At 43.8% G+C, this 16,132-nt stretch carries 12 protein-coding genes and 1 tRNA gene; 3 read left to right on the top strand and 10 right to left on the bottom strand.

The window, feature by feature from the left end:
- The first annotated feature begins 259 nt into the window (after positions 1 to 259).
- Positions 260 to 2,578: a penicillin acylase family protein gene (locus tag KF839_RS09990; RefSeq protein ID WP_292917697.1), complete on the top strand. Its 2,319-nt coding sequence runs from the start codon at positions 260 to 262 to the stop codon at positions 2,576 to 2,578.
- Positions 2,579 to 2,664: 86 nt separating this feature from the next.
- Here the strand turns inward: KF839_RS09990 and galU are convergent, their stop codons facing one another.
- The 3 genes from galU to cysC form a co-directional block, all read right to left on the bottom strand.
- Positions 2,665 to 3,558: a UTP--glucose-1-phosphate uridylyltransferase GalU gene (gene galU, locus KF839_RS09985; RefSeq protein ID WP_292917696.1), complete on the bottom strand. Its 894-nt coding sequence runs from the start codon at positions 3,556 to 3,558 to the stop codon at positions 2,665 to 2,667.
- Positions 3,559 to 3,626: 68 nt separating this feature from the next.
- Positions 3,627 to 4,661, bottom strand: a complete 1,035-nt coding sequence (gene galE / locus KF839_RS09980; protein ID WP_292917695.1) for a UDP-glucose 4-epimerase GalE — start codon at positions 4,659 to 4,661, stop codon at positions 3,627 to 3,629.
- A 347-nt stretch (positions 4,662 to 5,008) separates the two neighbouring features.
- Positions 5,009 to 5,575 (bottom strand): adenylyl-sulfate kinase, encoded by a 567-nt coding sequence (gene cysC, locus KF839_RS09975; RefSeq protein ID WP_292917694.1) that lies wholly within the window; start codon positions 5,573 to 5,575, stop codon positions 5,009 to 5,011.
- Positions 5,576 to 5,854: 279 nt separating this feature from the next.
- Between cysC and KF839_RS09970 the strand changes: the two genes are divergently transcribed.
- Positions 5,855 to 5,930, top strand: a tRNA-Lys gene (locus tag KF839_RS09970).
- A 25-nt stretch (positions 5,931 to 5,955) separates the two neighbouring features.
- Here KF839_RS09970 and KF839_RS09965 read toward each other — a convergent pair.
- The 4 genes from KF839_RS09965 to KF839_RS09950 all read right to left on the bottom strand — a co-directional run bounded on the left by KF839_RS09965 (position 5,956) and on the right by KF839_RS09950 (position 9,539).
- Complete coding sequence (locus tag KF839_RS09965) at positions 5,956 to 6,966, bottom strand: tyrosine-type recombinase/integrase (RefSeq protein ID WP_323802062.1); 1,011 nt, start codon at positions 6,964 to 6,966, stop codon at positions 5,956 to 5,958.
- A complete protein-coding gene (locus tag KF839_RS09960; protein WP_292917692.1) occupies positions 6,885 to 7,232 on the bottom strand; it encodes a helix-turn-helix domain-containing protein in 348 nt (115 codons plus the stop codon). Before KF839_RS09960 ends, KF839_RS09965 begins: the two co-directional genes overlap by 82 nt.
- 2 nt (positions 7,233 to 7,234) lie before the next feature.
- Complete coding sequence (locus KF839_RS09955) at positions 7,235 to 8,635, bottom strand: replication initiation factor (protein WP_292917691.1); 1,401 nt, start codon at positions 8,633 to 8,635, stop codon at positions 7,235 to 7,237.
- 166 nt (positions 8,636 to 8,801) lie between these two features.
- Positions 8,802 to 9,539, bottom strand: a complete 738-nt coding sequence (locus KF839_RS09950; protein ID WP_292917690.1) for a hypothetical protein — start codon at positions 9,537 to 9,539, stop codon at positions 8,802 to 8,804.
- 85 nt (positions 9,540 to 9,624) lie between these two features.
- Between KF839_RS09950 and KF839_RS09945 the strand changes: the two genes are divergently transcribed.
- Positions 9,625 to 10,911, top strand: coding sequence for an ankyrin repeat domain-containing protein (locus KF839_RS09945; RefSeq protein WP_292917689.1), 1,287 nt, complete (start codon positions 9,625 to 9,627; stop codon positions 10,909 to 10,911).
- Between the two features lie 83 nt (positions 10,912 to 10,994).
- Here the strand turns inward: KF839_RS09945 and KF839_RS09940 are convergent, their stop codons facing one another.
- From KF839_RS09940 to KF839_RS09930, 3 genes are all read right to left on the bottom strand, one after another.
- A complete protein-coding gene (locus KF839_RS09940) occupies positions 10,995 to 11,807 on the bottom strand; it encodes a hypothetical protein (protein WP_292917688.1) in 813 nt (270 codons plus the stop codon).
- A 1,032-nt stretch (positions 11,808 to 12,839) separates the two neighbouring features.
- Positions 12,840 to 14,879, bottom strand: coding sequence for a M1 family metallopeptidase (locus KF839_RS09935; protein ID WP_292917687.1), 2,040 nt, complete (start codon positions 14,877 to 14,879; stop codon positions 12,840 to 12,842).
- Between the two features lie 18 nt (positions 14,880 to 14,897).
- Positions 14,898 to 16,127 (bottom strand): ChaN family lipoprotein, encoded by a 1,230-nt coding sequence (locus tag KF839_RS09930; protein ID WP_292917686.1) that lies wholly within the window; start codon positions 16,125 to 16,127, stop codon positions 14,898 to 14,900.
- Positions 16,128 to 16,132: the final 5 nt, after the last annotated feature.

The following is a 16,132-nucleotide window of genomic DNA, read 5'->3' as shown; positions in this document are numbered from 1 at the left end:
CCAAATTTCTACAAATGAATTATCATTGCGTTGATCTCGATTCAATGGTTGGAATAAAGAAGGAATCATGCCTTTAATTGCAAGTCGATCTGATTTATTCCAATAATTACTTTAATTTCAATTTATTATTAGATAATTTCGTTCGATTTCATTGCTTATCTAAATTCTCATGACTCTCGCTGCACGCTTATTTACTCGAAAATTTACAGTAAATCTTCTTCGCTCCATCTTATTAATAAGCTTAATAATTCCGGTCTTTTTGATCATAGCTGCCGGCTTGCTGTTACGCGGCAGCCTGCCTCAATACGATGGCGAAGCCACACTGCCTGGTTTAATTGCGCCTGTTATTAGTGAAAGAGATGCATTAGGAAGCGTCACTTTGAAAGGCGGGAATCGCGTAGACCTCGCGATGGCGATGGGCTATGTGCATGCACAGGAGCGCTTTTTCGAAATGGACTTGATGAGACGCCAGGCTGCCGGTGAATTAGCCGAGTTGTTTGGTATCAATGCAATATCTCACGATCGGAAGATCCGTTTGCTGCGGCTTCGTACTCGCGCCACTGCGGTATTACAGCAATTGCCGAGCGATCAAACGCAACTGCTGGATGCTTATCGGATGGGCGTCAACCGCGGATTGCAAGCGTTGGCAGTACGCCCGTTTCCTTACTTGCTCACCCGAACACACCCTGTTCCATGGCGCAACGAAGACAGCATCCTGGTCATTCTGGCCATGTTTCTGACTTTGAATGAAGAAAATTTTAGCCGCGAGCTGGCGCTTTCCAGCATGCGCGCCGTATTACCTAAACCTGTTTACGAATTTCTCACGTCGCCTGCAGGAAACTGGGATGCACCCTTGATCGATGAACCGGTGCAGTTACCGCGATTACCATCCGCAATGGATATTAACTTGCAAACGATGAAGGAGCCGACACCCCAGAGTGATTTTTTCATGACAGAACAATCGCCTGGCAGTAACAGTTTTGCAGTATCGGGAAAATTATCGGGAGGCGCTGCAATCGTCGCAAATGACATGCATTTAAAGTTACGTGTGCCCAATACCTGGTTCCGATTGCGTTTGATTTATCCGGATGCAGCATCAGACCGGATTCACGACGTTACCGGCATTAGCTTACCTGGCGTTCCTTCTATCGTGGTCGGTTCAAATCGGCATATCGCCTGGAGTTTTACCAATAGTCATGGCGATTTTTCAGACTGGGTGCGAATTAGCATCAACGAAGACAATCGTATGCAATATCGCAATTCCAAAGGCTGGCAGCCAATTCAAACTTTTAACGAAACGATTCGAATCAAAAACGCGCCCGATGAACAACTCATGATTTCTGAGACCGAATGGGGTCCGCTTATTAAGCAAGACTATGATCAAACACCGCTTGCATTGGCATGGACCGCGCTGCACCCTGAAGCAATCAATCTCAAATTGCTGGAATTGGAACAAATTACAACGGCTGAACAAGCTGCCAACCTCGCGCGCCAATTTGGCATTCCGGTGCAAAATTTCATCGCCGGCGATCGCGATGGCAATATCAGTTGGACACTGGCTGGCCGCATTCCCGATAGATTCTCCGATTATGACCCGCAAGCCTCTGCGGATTGGTCGTTACCCGGCACCGGGTGGCGCGGTTGGCTGGATTATGATTTGTATCCGCTGCTTCACAATCCAAGCTCGGGGCGGTTATGGTCCGCCAATTCACGCACTGTTTCAGGTGAACAGCTCAAACGAATAGGCAACGGCGGTTACGATTTGGGTGCGAGAGCGACGCAAATTCGTCATCGGTTATTTGCGCATGATCAATTCTCCATTGCAGACCTGCAGGCCATTCAGTTGGACGATCACGCGATACTGTTAACCCGCTGGTATGAACTATTATTAGAAACCATAGGGTCAATTGACGCTGGCGAGATGTGGCTGCATCCGATCAAAGCAGCGTTGGCGGATTGGACCGGCGAAGCATCAATCGATTCAGCGGCATATCACCTTGCTCATGCATTTCGATACGAAGTCATCGATACTATCTTGAACGGTTTTATGTCACCCATACGTCAAAGCGATGCGGGGTTCCAGTCTCCCCGTCTTAGCCAAACGGAATGGATCGTATGGCAATTACTCGAGCAACAACCGCGACACTTGCTTCCCTCACCGCATCGAAACTGGAATGATCTACTGTTCCATTGTCTGCAAACAGTCACCTCACGAATGAATAAAGATGGCCGCGTCACTATACAAAAGTGGGGCACGGTCAATGCCGCGCAGATCAAACATCCGGTTAGTCGGCAGCTTCCGGATTGGATAGCGCGGTGGTTGGATATGGCCAATGATCCGCTGCCCGGCGATCATAATATGCCACGTGTACAGTCACCAAATTTTGGCGCTTCGCAACGTTCGGTAATCGCTCCAGGACAGGAAGAGCAAAGTTATTTCGATATGCCAGGAGGGCAAAGCGGCCATCCGCTTTCACCCTATTACGGCAGCGGGCATGCTAATTGGGTTCGAGGAAAACCGACGCCACTTCTTCCTGGTATTGTTGAACGGCAACTGAAGCTGCTGCCAATTAATTGATGATTACATTTCACGTCTATCAATATCTTCGCACGAATTGCAAATTCTATAGTATAGGCGATAGCCGCATGTAAGGTTTTATTGCATCAAGTGGGTTTAATGGGGTTCTTCTTTACAAAATCATGCAAATACAACTCAAAATCGTCTTTTAGTTCCGGGTGCTGCAAAGCAAATTCCACTGTTGCTTGCAGATAACCCGATTTACTACCGCAATCATACCGTTTTCCGGCAAACTCATATCCCAATACTGTTTCATCCTTCAACAGTTTCGCGATTCCATCGGTTAATTGGATTTCATTGCCAGCACCGCGCTCTGTTTGTTCCAGTAACTTGAAAATTCGCGGCGTTAGGATATACCGGCCCACAACCGCCAAATTGGAAGGCGCCGTGCCAATCGCCGGTTTTTCGACTATGGCATTCACTTTCGATAGATTCTTTGCCATGATTGAGCTATCGATAATTCCATACCGATGAACTGTATCATTCGGTACTCGCTCAATACCTAGTATCGAGCAATGATGTTGGCTATAAATATCGACCATTTGACTTAAGCAACAACGTTCACCCGCTTTAATCAAATCATCAGCCAACAAAACCGCAAAAGGTTCATCGCCGACTACCGATTGCGCGCACAAAACCGCATGCCCCAAGCCTAGCGCTTCAGCCTGGCGGATATAAATGCAATCAATGCGTGACGGTAGAATGTCACGAACCACATTCAACATATCCCACTTACTATCCCCCTCCAGCTTTGCTTCCAATTCAAATGCCTTATCAAAATGATCCGGAATTGAATTTTTATTTCTGCCAATAATAAAAATCAACACATCAATACCTGCGGCAACGGCTTCTTCCGCAGCAAATTGGATCAATGGCTTATCGACAATGGGCAGCATTTCCTTGGGGTTTGCCTTGGTGGCGGGTAAGAAACGTGTTCCTAACCCGGCAACAGGGAAAACCGCTTTTTTAATCGCTTTCATTGATTGCTCTCCTTTATATTGAATCAGTTAGGATAAGAAATTCATTAACCAAACAATCATTCTCGTAATCACTTCTGATAACCATTGGGATTCCTGCTCTGCCAGCGCCAACTGTCTCTGCACATGGCTTCTAAACTTAATTGCGCTTTCCAGCCGAGTATTTTGTATGCAAATTGAGGATCTGCGTAGCAAACTGCAATATCACCGGAACGGCGCGGAGCCATTTGGTATGGAATGGAATGTCCGCATGCCTTCTCGTAAGCATGTATGACATCCAATACGCTGTGACCTTGCCCGGTGCCTAGATTTACGGTCATGCAACCGAAAGATTGATCATTTCGCTCGTGATCGATATTTTTTAAAACCGCCAGTGCCTGAAGATGTCCGATGGCCAAATCAACCACATGAATATAATCACGTACGCCAGTTCTATCCGGTGTTGGATAATCATTACCCCAGATATTCAGTCGCTCTCTTCGCCCCACCGCGACTTGAGCGATGAAAGGCACCAAGTTGTTCGGGATACCTTGCGGATCTTCGCCGATCAATCCGCTGTCGTGCGCACCTACCGGATTAAAATAACGCAATATGCAAATCCGTATCGAAGGATCGCTGCGGTAAACATCGCGAAGAATTTCTTCAATCATCCATTTACTGCGACCATAAGGATTAGTAGGCGATAACGGATGATCCTCCGTAATGGGCAAATGCACCGGATCACCATACACTGTTGCAGATGAGCTAAAAACGATCGTTCGGATATGGCACACCTGCATAGCTTCCAATAACCGCAATGTGCCAACCACGTTATGATCGTAATAATTAAGCGGTTTAGACACCGATTCACCAACAGCCTTTAAACCTGCGAAATGAATCACAGCATTGGTTTGACTCTGCTGCAATGCGGTGATCAGAGCATCACGATCCCGGCAATCGCCCCGGATAACCTGCAAATTCCTGCCGGTAATCTGCTGCACGCGAACAAGTGCTTCCGGACTGCTGTTACTGAAATTATCGAAAACCGTGACATCATAGCCCGCGTTCAACAATTCGACGCAGATATGCGACCCGATATACCCTGCTCCACCCGTGACAAAAATCATAATAAATTCAATAAGAACGATTGATGATCGCAATTGAACATCTTGCTCAATCTACTTGATACTTAGATATTAATAAGCGTTGAAATAATGCTTAAAAATTATGACAAAGTGATGTAATACATTAATCTGAGATCACAACATGAATTACATTTACTCGTAGCGGATGTTTTAATATCTTGCCGCTAGTTTATAAATTTTCTTAAGTTTTAAGTTATTTATAAGATACAAAGAATTACCGATTATTTTTACATTATCTCACAAAGTTTCGCAAGGTAAAATGCAAATATGACGCACTTTTCCCCGATGACAGCTTGCTGAATCGATACCATAACCTGCTTTGGCGGAATTTATGAATCGACATAGTCGGTCGGCGCATTATCCAGCGCTCCTACTTGTGAAATATAAGTGATAATCGTCTCAACCGCTTGCTCGGGTGTTTGTCGCAAGGTGTTGATATGAATTTCAGGATTTAGCGGAACTTCATACGGAGAATCAATGCCTGTAAAGTTTTTTAATTCGCCCTGGCGCGCCTTTCGGTACAATCCTTTGGGATCGCGTTGTTCCGCCATATGTAAAGGCGTATCCACGAAAATTTCAAAAAACTCACCATCTTTTACCAGCGCCCGGGCCATCCGGCGTTCTGCAGTAAATGGAGAAATCAAGGATACCAACACGATTTGTCCGGAATCGATCATCAACTTCGCAACCTCTGCGACACGGCGCATATTTTCAACCCGGTCGGCGTCGGTAAATCCTAAATCCTTACTGAGACCCCGGCGGATATGATCCCCATCCAACAAGTAAGTATGCTTACCCATTGCATGCAGTTTTTTTTCCAATAACTTGGCGATCGTCGACTTGCCGCTACCTGATAGGCCTGTAAGCCAAAGAATAAATGTTTTTTGTTTTTTCATGACGGCGCGGATATGTTGACCGTGGCAATACTCCGGTTATCCCGATAAAAATCGAATGCAGTAACTTGATTGACGCTGAAATTACGAACACCGATTGCATTCAATTCCAATAATAATTATTGGCTAATTTCTTTTATAAATAGGAAATTATACAAGTTAATTAGAGTCTTTACTAAAACTCTATGCTGCAACCTGACGTATTCTATCACTCTGTAATCGAATCATTCCCGCGGTTAGGTCTTTTATTACGACGGTCTAATCGGTATAATGCACCGCTTTGGGTCGTTAGCTCAGCCGGTAGAGCAGCGGACTTTTAATCCGTTGGTCGGCAGTTCGAATCTGCCACGACCTACCAAATTGAATAAGGGGTTAGTTAAACACTAACTCCTTTTTTCTTTTTGAACGTGACAAAAACGTGACAGATTCACAACATTCCCGCCACGTCCATCCTCGATTCTAGCCGCTGCAACCCGTAAATGCTCAGTAGCATACTTCGCATAGCGATCCACCATGATCCTGGATTTCCAGCCGCCTAAATCCTTCAGTTCATCGCAGCTCGTGCCAGCCTGACGATGCCATGAGGCCCAAGTATGCCTGAGATCATGAAACCGGAAATCCTCCAATCCTGCTTTAGCTAGAGCGGTATGCCACGCACTGTTCGTAATTTCCCAGAGAATCGGCTTACCTTGATAGGTAAAACAAAACTGCTCATGCTTTCCGAGTTGCTCTTCAAGAACAGCGATAGCATCGTAATTAAGCGGCACACCTCGCGGTGTTCCATTCTTGGTTTGGTTAAGCCAGGCCGTTTTACGTTGTAAATCAACCCGATTCCATTCCAAACCAGTAATCTCCCTAGCACGGCAGCCAGTAGCAAGAGCAAAACGGATCAATGCTGCTAGATGAGGAGGACTAACGGCTATTAACCGATTAGCTTCTTCTCTTGTTAACCATCGATCACGTTCCATCTCACCTGCTAAAAAGCGAATTTTTGGCATAGTTTCAATCCATTGCCATTCATCTCGAGCCATACGTAACAAGCTACGAATTAACGCCAGATAACGATTTACTGTAGCTGGCTTATTTCCTTTGGCAAGTACACCTTGTATAACAGACCAGATCACATCACCGGTAATTTGATCTAAAAATAAGTGACCTAAAAAAGGATCAAGCTTGCGGCAAATGCGCTGAACATCATCAAAGCTTCGCAAATTCACTTTAATCGTGAGATACCGTACTACGGCTTCTTGCCATGAGCGTTGGGGTTTGAATCCGAAATGATGTTCCCGGAACGCTTCCAGCCGTATTTTGGCTAGCAGTGCTTCGGCATCTTGCCGGTTTTCAGTCCCAGCGCTTTGGCGTATTCTTTTGCCGTTTGGGAGCGTTGTTGCAATCCACCAGAAGCGAGAATCTTGTCTCCGGTAGACTCCTTCTTGGGTTTGGGCCATGTTGCCTCCTTCTTAGCCCGCCCGTGCTCGCCTTGCTTATATTCTTCTATCCAGGCATCCAGGTCAACCCTGTCGTATAAACAACGACGACCCAGCTTGATATAAGGAATCTCCAATTCTGTCAGCAATGTAACGCCAATACCGAGATATTGCGCCGCTTCTTCTTTGGATAAGCATCGAATGGCAGGCAGTGGCAGACTAACTTTATCCATTGTTATTCGCCGTCTGACTGTTTCCGGTACTCAGCAGCAGATTTATCCAGCTTGGCTTTTTCTTCCGCTTCGATAGAACGATTCAGGATGGTATTGAATTGACGCACTTTGATGGCCACCTTTTCTTTGATGAAATCATCGAAAGACAATCCTAGATTGAAGCTTTTTTCTTCGAAATGCTGACAGAAAGCCAATTTATAGGCAGCAAACCCATGATCGAAGTTTGTGATTTGCTCGCGCGCCATGAAGGAAACAAGAGAACTCAATGCGCCACGAAAAATCATTTCATTGCTGGGAATCCGTGCAGAATTGAAACGCGGCAATAAGGGATTGTTATCGGTTTGCCAATCCACTGATGATAAATAGCCCCATAATGGATGAATTGGCCAGCGTGAACGGGTTTTATCTTCTGGATTGGGCAGCGTTAACCGCAGCCATTCGGTGGTGGCATAGCTCCACAAGCCGTTGAGGTTATCAATCACCTCGGTAAGCTTGCCTAATCCCTTTTGGGTGAGTACTTCCCGTTTTAATTGAAATTCAAGCCGCCAAACCGGATCGTATCCATTCCACCCGGCTTTATGCCATAGTTCTAGCAAATAAGCTTTCTTGGATTGTTTTATCTCCAGTGTCTTGTTATACAAACGGCAACTGATAACGCCTCCCGCCCCGATCATCCAGCCGGAGAATTCCCGTTCAACCGAATAAGTATTGATAGCTGCTGCACGCGTGACCCAGGCATGACGATCCCAGCTTTCCATATTTTCCGAAGTGACAAAGTCTACAAACAGGTCGATCCGGCTGACATTGGCGGATTCTTCGATTGTTCCAAGCCGCTTTAGAACAAATTGCAAATATTTTTCCGCATCCAATGGGGCCTTATGCGTCAGGTATTGGCTGGAAAGCTGCACATAGGCAAACGGAATAGACCGGCTACGGGATAATTGAATGTGAAAGGCATTATCTTTCAGCACATAAGGAAAGAAACCTTTGCCGCTACTTTTTACTTCAAAGATATGCTCATTTATTGGGTACTGAGCAAGCGCTTGTTCATGCAACTCAGGCGACTGCGCAACCTGCTTTAGCTCTTTTAACTCTTCATCCACTTCCGGCAATAACTCACCTGGATAGGATAAATAAAGACTATCAACCCCAAATCTTAAAAGCTTGAAATACTCCCTATTGCAGTTATTGGGTACTGTGTTACTAGGGGGCGTACCCTGTGGGGATGAATCTGACAGATGTAATGCATCCGTCCAATCCTTTTCCACCTCGCCCTCGCATCTCTCCTCCTCGCTGAAGCTCGTCGTCTTCTGCGTTGGCTCGGCGGATTGGTAGCTTTCTGCTAGTCCAACTTCAAATATCGAAGATTTATTCTCAGTTTCAGATTGTTTATTGAATTTCATTACTGCCTCCATAAGTTAAATGAAGGAAGCAATATCTTGTTTCTTGACTTTATTGACTATTACGGCTGCATGCAAACGCAAATACGCCTACACAAAAACAGCGATTTAATTGCCTATATATTTAAATCCATTTAGCCATACATCTGCATGCATATGTATATTGAGATTAATAAGATTTTGTTTGCTTACCGTGTTTTCTCAGAGCATTCAAAAGAGTGCGTGTAGCTGTTTCACGAGTATCAAAAAGTAATTGCTCCCGTTTATCCAGAGTACAGAAGAACTGTATTGCCGCTGCTGCTTTGCTAGAATGTTTACTGCCTTCAGCAAAATAGTAATCAATGAATCGATCTTTAACAGCATTTCTTGGTGCATGCTTAACCCTTGCGGCTTTAATAGCATTGCTACTAACCGACAAGGAAACTGATTGCTTTACCTCTGATTCTGAGTCCCTTTTTCTCACTCCATCATATACCATTAAGAACTCATAACGATCAGCACCTTCCATTTCCTGATTCTCTAAATCATACGGATACATGTCATTATCGGGAAACCAGAATTTAGGTAATGGCTCATTATTCTCGATGCACCAACAAGCTAATGTATTACGAGTTATAAGCATGCTATTGAAAAGTCTCTTATCGAACAGCTTGTTATCTATAGATTTTTGTAAGTTCTGCAAAAAACTTTCAGTACAAACTTCTTGTATATAGCGAAAAATTTTAAATAAATACGCATTGCGCTTCTCTACATATACACTAAATTTCTTACTAGGAGTTTTAATAAGTACCAATAAAGTGTCGCGAACTTCTAATGGAATTTGATGAGTACTGGACAGTCTTGGATCACAATCATGCCAGTAATGAGCAATTTCCCATAAGGATAAAGTATTGACATGCACAAGCATATTTCTGTTTAAGATTGGAGCAAATATTAGAAAATGTTTATTAATTACGCCAGAATTAATAAATTCTTTATCTTAAAATTCAAAAATGAAAGCTGACAACAATAGGAAATACTTATTAATTTTTTCAGCAATACTTATTGGGTTTCAATATTTTGGATTGGAACTTGATGGCAATATTCCATTCACCCAAGTGAGAGTTTCCTCTCACGCAAGTATCCCTTTTATATTTATAGTATTAATATTATTCTTTGGCGTACAGTTTGTTTACTATTGGCTAACACAAAAAAGTGATAGGAGTTTATTTGAATTCATAACTGCTATCGTCATAGCATTTTTTGCAATTTCTCCAGTTCTTTACGATTATTTTAAAAACTATCCACTTGACTGGAAAGTAATTACTACAGTAATTACTGTACTGTTATTGGGTTTTCTCTTGGCTATTACAGTTGACTTTATAATATTCATTTTATTTAGTCTGAGATCCGTAGAAGAAATGAAAAAAATGGGACTTGGAAGAGTTCCTTCAGCATCAAAAGCTCTCATTAGGAGTTTATTTCTCCTGATTCCACTCAATGTCGGCATTATCATCTCTCTCATTAAGTATGAGCATTTATTACCAATAATATCACCTAATAATCATTGGATTACTATTTTTATAATTCCCACAATTCTTATTAATACTAGCAATTTCTTAAATTTGTTACTCTGTCTCGGACCACAAAAAATACGAAAGAAAGCTTTGGATAAGCTGAGAAGGTTTCGTAAAGCCACAGATTTACATGAAATGCATTATCAATTCATTGGAATTGAAAATCTTAAAAACTATGAAATAATTCCGATTTGTGCGTTTGCAAAGAATGGAGAACTTAAAAAAGTAAAAGAACTCTTATTGAGCGGTATTGATCCCAATTCTCAAGATCCACGCGGGTGGAGTCCTCTTATGTATGCAACAGCAGAAAAGCATATTGATATTGTCAAGCTACTTCTCGAATACGGGGCTGACCCCAATATTGTTAACTACCTTGGAAGATCAGCAATTATGTATGCTGCAAATTATGGATTCTATGAAATCGCAAAAGTATTACTCGAAAATAAAGCTACTCCAAATATCTCCGGTTTTACTGATCTCACTCCTTTATCAGCAGCAGCTGACAAAGGCCATTTAGAAGTTGTAAAACTACTCGTCGAATTTGGGGCGGACGTGACATACAAAAACAAAGAAAACAAAACAGCACTAGATATAGCCATGGAATCTAAACAAGGAGAGGTCGCAAAATTACTTAGAACACACATGCTAAAGCTTGACGATACTAGACCTGAAGACAAAACAAATTTGATAAAGAATCTTAGCTGGATCGATAAAGATAAATAAACAAAAAATAGTTGATTCTATCCCTAGTATAGTAGAGAAAAAATCAAAAATTATCTAAATAAAGAGTCGTTGTTAAAAGTATACTATTCATGTGAATAATTCTTGATTATTTCTCGCGAACCAAATTGAAACCAGTACTGAAACTCATCAATTTGCATGTTGGAATAATTGTTTGCACCAGCCAGAAAATAAACGTATGGATTTTTGTGAACGGTAAATTCGTTATTTCGGTATAAACAGCTTGATCGAAATAAATGACTCTTGTTAATAAGTACTCCGTGCCAATTTGGAGTATATTCATAGTCATAAACATGGAGCGATACATTTGGAACGCCTTTAATTTGATTGCAAAATAGATTAGCACCATCATAAAAACTATTATTTCGTCTTTTCCAGTCAACCCCCATTTTTTCCCAGTGCACACTATCCTTTCTGAGTACTTTCAAACAAATTTTTACATTGGGATATGTTTTATACTTTTCCAAATGATTCTCTAGGCATTCACGAACAGTTTTCCATGATACATGGAGCGCCACCCCAACACATTGAAGCTCGGTTAATTCTGAATGAATGAAGCTATCAGAGATAAGTTCACGTATTCGAGGCTGAACTTGATCCCAATTATCATATCTGCGGGGTTCTTCTACAGATTCCAGTTTCTTGCTAATTACATCGAATTGTTTTTTTAAGCAAAAAAAATAATAAACAAGAATTCCAATTATAGTTACAACGCTGATAACCAGAACAATCAGTATAGTTTTCTCAGCTAATGTGAATTTTTCCCAATTTAATGCTCCCCATGCTGACCCAGCAATAGCAATAATAACTGCTGCGGAAATTGATGTAATATTTCCGCGGTAAAACCATGCATTTTCTTGAGGGTGTTTATCCGCCATCTATAACAATAAGACAGAATTAAATACTATTGGGTATGTTTTCTTCAAATCCACAAATATTGTGGCTGATACGTAATTGCATGATGTTAAAAACTTTCCACTAGCAGTGATAATATCACAATTATAAAATATCATTGATAATTGACACTAAAAACTCATTTCATATCTTGTTATCTTGTAAAAAAACATTTCAAAAATGGTGAAAGATTGTGCCAAATTTGTACAAAAGTACACAAAAACGTCACGGTATGTAGTTGTATGACACTGTTTTTACGCTCAGTAATCATTAGATCAATTTCTCAAAATTACTATAGGTACAAAAGCTTCGCTCTTATACACAGAATTAGGACAGACTGTGAATCACAGGTCGCAGGTAATTAGTTTCTCTAAAAATTGAAAACGTGACAAATATGGCGATTGCTAGCGAGCATTAGCGAACACTGGCGAGAATTATATTAATAAAAACAATTATTTATAATGACTTTTAATCCGTTGGTCGGCAGTTCGAATCTGCCACGACCTACCAAATAGTAAGGGGTTAGTTAAACACTAATCCCTTTTTTCTTTTTGAACGTGACAGATTCACAATATCCCCCCCATCTCCTTCGCATCCATCCTCAATTGATGAGAGAGCCAGCGTGCGGATTAAACATCCAACTAATAGCGATCGCAAACAGTCGGTGTTTTGATTAAACAAACAAGTGTATGTTATACAAGAGAGATTTGCTTTTTATGGTGACATAAAAATGCAAGAATGCAGAAAAGCCTGGAATTCTATTTTTTGAAATCTCTTTCTGCTCAATAATCTGCAGTAGTCACAATCCAATTCGATCAGGCCGTTGCATTGACTAGAGTGCCGGTGGCTTGATTACTCATGTGACTCGAAATATTTTTTTCTAACGTAGTTAAAAAATCTTTCAAGATGTCGGGGGATTACCTTATTTATTCATTGGCAATTATTTTCAGTAATCTTTTCTTGAATACTCTCGCAGTAAATTCTGTCGCAAATGATGTTGCTTCCAGTAATAAAGTTCATTCCACCATTGTGCGTTGCACTTGCATCGGCCAGATACCTTTTTCGATTACTTGCCGCCCATCGAAAGCCAGGTAGCTTTGCCGTCCGTAATGCGGCAGCGGACGCAGTAGCGCTTCGAGCGCAGCGGCGTCTGTTGCGGAGACAATCGCAAGTGTTGCGCCTTCGGGTCTTGCGACAGTCCACACTTTTGCACTGCCGTTTGCGGCGATTGTATGTGGAATCGGAGGAAGTGTTTGCTTAGATAGCCAGCGTTCGACATCCGTTTGCAAACCGATGATCAAAGTCGGAGCGCCGGAAAATGCTGGGGCATCCGTGAGCAATTTCGGCGTCCGGCGTTGCAGTCTCTCCGCAAGCGTTGCAGCAAGTTGCCGGATATCGTTTTTATCCGACAGAATCAGCGTTTCAGTTGCCGGATGCACCATCACATCACGCAGGATAGGTGGTGCTTCCTGCGATGCCAATCGGCGGAATAGACGCACATCCGGATCAAGCAATACGGCTTGCGGTTTTCCGGCAAGTTTCAAATTGAAGGTTTGTTGTGTTTGTTGCAAATCGAGCCGATGCGGGGTCGGTCCTTGATCGGTTTCAACCACCACCGGTACTTGTAATTGGTAAGCTGGCTCGGATTGCGTCAGATTCAGCGTTAATTCATAACCGTTATCCGATACATCGTTTGCCACTGAAGCGATTGCAATAGCCGGCGCACCGGCGCGTTCGAGCCATTGTGAGAAGAATGGCTGTAACGATTGTCCGGATACGATTTCGAACATCTTTTGCAAATCACTCCATGGCGTGATCTTGAATCGATGCGTGGTCCATAAACCCTGCAGACCCCGTTGAAACATCGCCGGCCCGAGTTGATCGCGTAACATGAAAAACAACATCGCTGCCTTGTTGTAACCGACAATCTTTGAAGCATCGTGCGTGCGCGAAGTAAATGCGGTGAGCGGTTGATCCTGCCCCGGCTGCAACGCAGCAAAATCCCGCAACCATCCCAGGCGCATTTCCCGCGCGGCTTCTTCGCTTTGATCTTCCTGATAAGCGTAATCGGCCATGAACGTAGTCAAACCTTCCGACCAGTTACCGCTGCGATAATCCGGATAAATTCCGTTACCCCACCAGTTATGCAACACCTCATGACCCAGCGAAGTATGACGGATAAACGGCAGTTTCAGCACATCGATACCCAAATATGTCAAGGTTGGCATGCCGAACCCGGTCGGTGTCGGACTCGATACCACGCTGAATTCGGAGTAAGCATATTCGCCGATTTGCGTTTCATAGCGTGCCAAATACTGTTTAACTGCCTCCAGATAATCATCTGCCAGATCGCGGATTGAGGGATGAAAATAGGTGCGCAATTGAACCGGTTTTTGCTTGATATTGCGATACATTTGCGTTTCGATCACGTACGGCCCGGCCATCAAATCGATGCCTTCGGCAGGTTGCAAAAATTCAAACGATGCGTGATAGCCTTGATCGGTATCGGATTCCTCGGCCAAACGGCCAGCAACTAACCCTTTGTAGCCGGGTGGCAGTTCGATTTTAACCTTATACTTGGCCAATTCACCGGCTATGCGTGGGTACCAGTTCGAGCCATCCGGCAGAAAAATGCCATCCGCGCCACTGACCGCGATCGGTTTTCCCAGTGTTTGGTGATGATCCAATGATGTATCGAGCGTATCCAGAACACCGTGCCAGCGGATCAAAAATTGCATTTTCTGGCGGAAATGAAAGGGAATATTCCAGATATGCGGTTGACCGGCTTGCTCACGCCCTTGCCCGAGCGGACCATCGTTGAATTCAGCCTGAGTGACTTCGTACGCGCCATCCAGCAGCAATTGCAATTCCCGCGGGCGCTCCACGGTAATCATGCTGACACCTTCAAGCGTGCGTTTAACGGGATCGATGGTCACCGTCATGTCGTATTCGATCTGATTGAATTGAAACGGTGCAGGGCGAGCCAAGACGTTATTGCAGCCGATACCCAGCAAAATCAGCAACAAAGTATTTCTGAGTAATGCCAACAAAGTCATAGAGTTAAAAACAGAATATTAAGTTTTGATTGGTGGAAATTTCGCGATAATTTCCATATCCTGATTATCGCGTTTAATTTTGATCGGCAGCCAGGTTCCCGGCGCTTGCCGTTTGACCACATTGATCACGTCGTCTGTTGCCTTAATGGATACGCCGGCCATTTCCACAATAACGTCGGAATCCATCAGATTGGCAGCCTCGGCAACGCTGTTTTTTTCAACTTGTAAAACCACTGCTCCGCCCCGCCCCATCTCATAACGAATTCCAAGCCGCTGAAATTGCGGGCGGAATAGCTCCGGAACATGCGGCAACACGCCGAAAACCGCATCCGCGACACCGGCTACCAGTTGCTTGCAAGATTTATCATTGTCCCACGGCAACAATGCTGAAACGTTTTTGATCCCCAAATCATGCAGCTGATGCGGTACGCCGAAACCGTGCAACACATGACCGGAGCCCATCACACCGACCACTAGCGGTTTACCTGATGCGACGGAATCGTTGACTGCTTGCTGCAATACTTGCGCCATAGCCCGGTCCCACAACAATTGACCATCGATAAACCGGCGGAAATCCGGGTCGTGTTGAGAGATCTCCCCTGCCGGTTTATTCTTCCGGTCATGCTGTTTATAAATCGGCATTAAATAATCCAAATAAGCTTGACTCGGTTCGGCTGGGCGCGTCAAACCTTCACGCTCTTCCAACGATACGCCGTAAAAACCTTTTTCCGCCACCTGGCGGCGCAATTTTGTTTCAATGTTCAATGCCAACATTGGAATCCGATTCATGCGGGCAAAATGAAACAATGGCAAATACAAATTCGGATCGGTATTCCATACATGATTCCAATCGGATGCGCGTAGAAATTCCTGCTCCGTCAGTTCGCCTGCAACCCATCGATCCAATGCGCCTTGCACCCGGCGCGGAAACATTTCAAAACCGATCACCATATTCGGACGCTGCGCGTGCAGCGCCGTCAGTGTTTGTAATTGCCAGCGATGATGATCGGCATTGACGTGCGTTTCACCTAACAACACCACTTCCGCCTCAGCGGCGCGAGCGATTACCTGCTGTTGCGAAACCTTGCCGGAGCCCGGCACTACCCAGTCTCCCAGCGGCACGCACCGATTCGAAACCGGTTTTTTTGACGGCGTGATCATTGCGTACGCTGGATTCATCGCCAGCCCGAGCACCATGACCACGAGTCCTAGAATGCGGTTACCGCGATTGTCAAGAAAATTTACCATTTGAA

This window comes from Nitrosomonas sp., assembly GCF_019635155.1.
Lineage (GTDB): Bacteria > Pseudomonadota > Gammaproteobacteria > Burkholderiales > Nitrosomonadaceae > Nitrosomonas.
The sequence above is the reverse complement of the archived record's forward strand: the minus strand, read 5'-3'. Positions and strand labels throughout refer to the sequence as shown.

Bases quoted from the DNA above. Each gene is read 5' to 3' on its own strand.
- KF839_RS09935 (WP_292917687.1), bottom strand. From the start codon at position 14,879: ATGACTTTGTTGGCATTACTCAGAAATACTTTGTTGCTGATTTTGCTG.
- KF839_RS09955 (WP_292917691.1), bottom strand. From the start codon at position 8,635: ATGAAATTCAATAAACAATCTGAAACTGAGAATAAATCTTCGATATTT.
- galU (WP_292917696.1), bottom strand. From the start codon at position 3,558: ATGAAAGCGATTAAAAAAGCGGTTTTCCCTGTTGCCGGGTTAGGAACA.
- KF839_RS09945 (WP_292917689.1), top strand. From the start codon at position 9,625: ATGAAAGCTGACAACAATAGGAAATACTTATTAATTTTTTCAGCAATA.
- KF839_RS09960 (WP_292917692.1), bottom strand. From the start codon at position 7,232: ATGGATAAAGTTAGTCTGCCACTGCCTGCCATTCGATGCTTATCCAAA.
- KF839_RS09930 (WP_292917686.1), bottom strand. From the start codon at position 16,127: ATGGTAAATTTTCTTGACAATCGCGGTAACCGCATTCTAGGACTCGTG.
- KF839_RS09950 (WP_292917690.1), bottom strand. From the start codon at position 9,539: ATGCTTGTGCATGTCAATACTTTATCCTTATGGGAAATTGCTCATTAC.
- KF839_RS09940 (WP_292917688.1), bottom strand. From the start codon at position 11,807: ATGGCGGATAAACACCCTCAAGAAAATGCATGGTTTTACCGCGGAAAT.
- cysC (WP_292917694.1), bottom strand. From the start codon at position 5,575: ATGAAAAAACAAAAAACATTTATTCTTTGGCTTACAGGCCTATCAGGT.
- galE (WP_292917695.1), bottom strand. From the start codon at position 4,661: ATGATTTTTGTCACGGGTGGAGCAGGGTATATCGGGTCGCATATCTGC.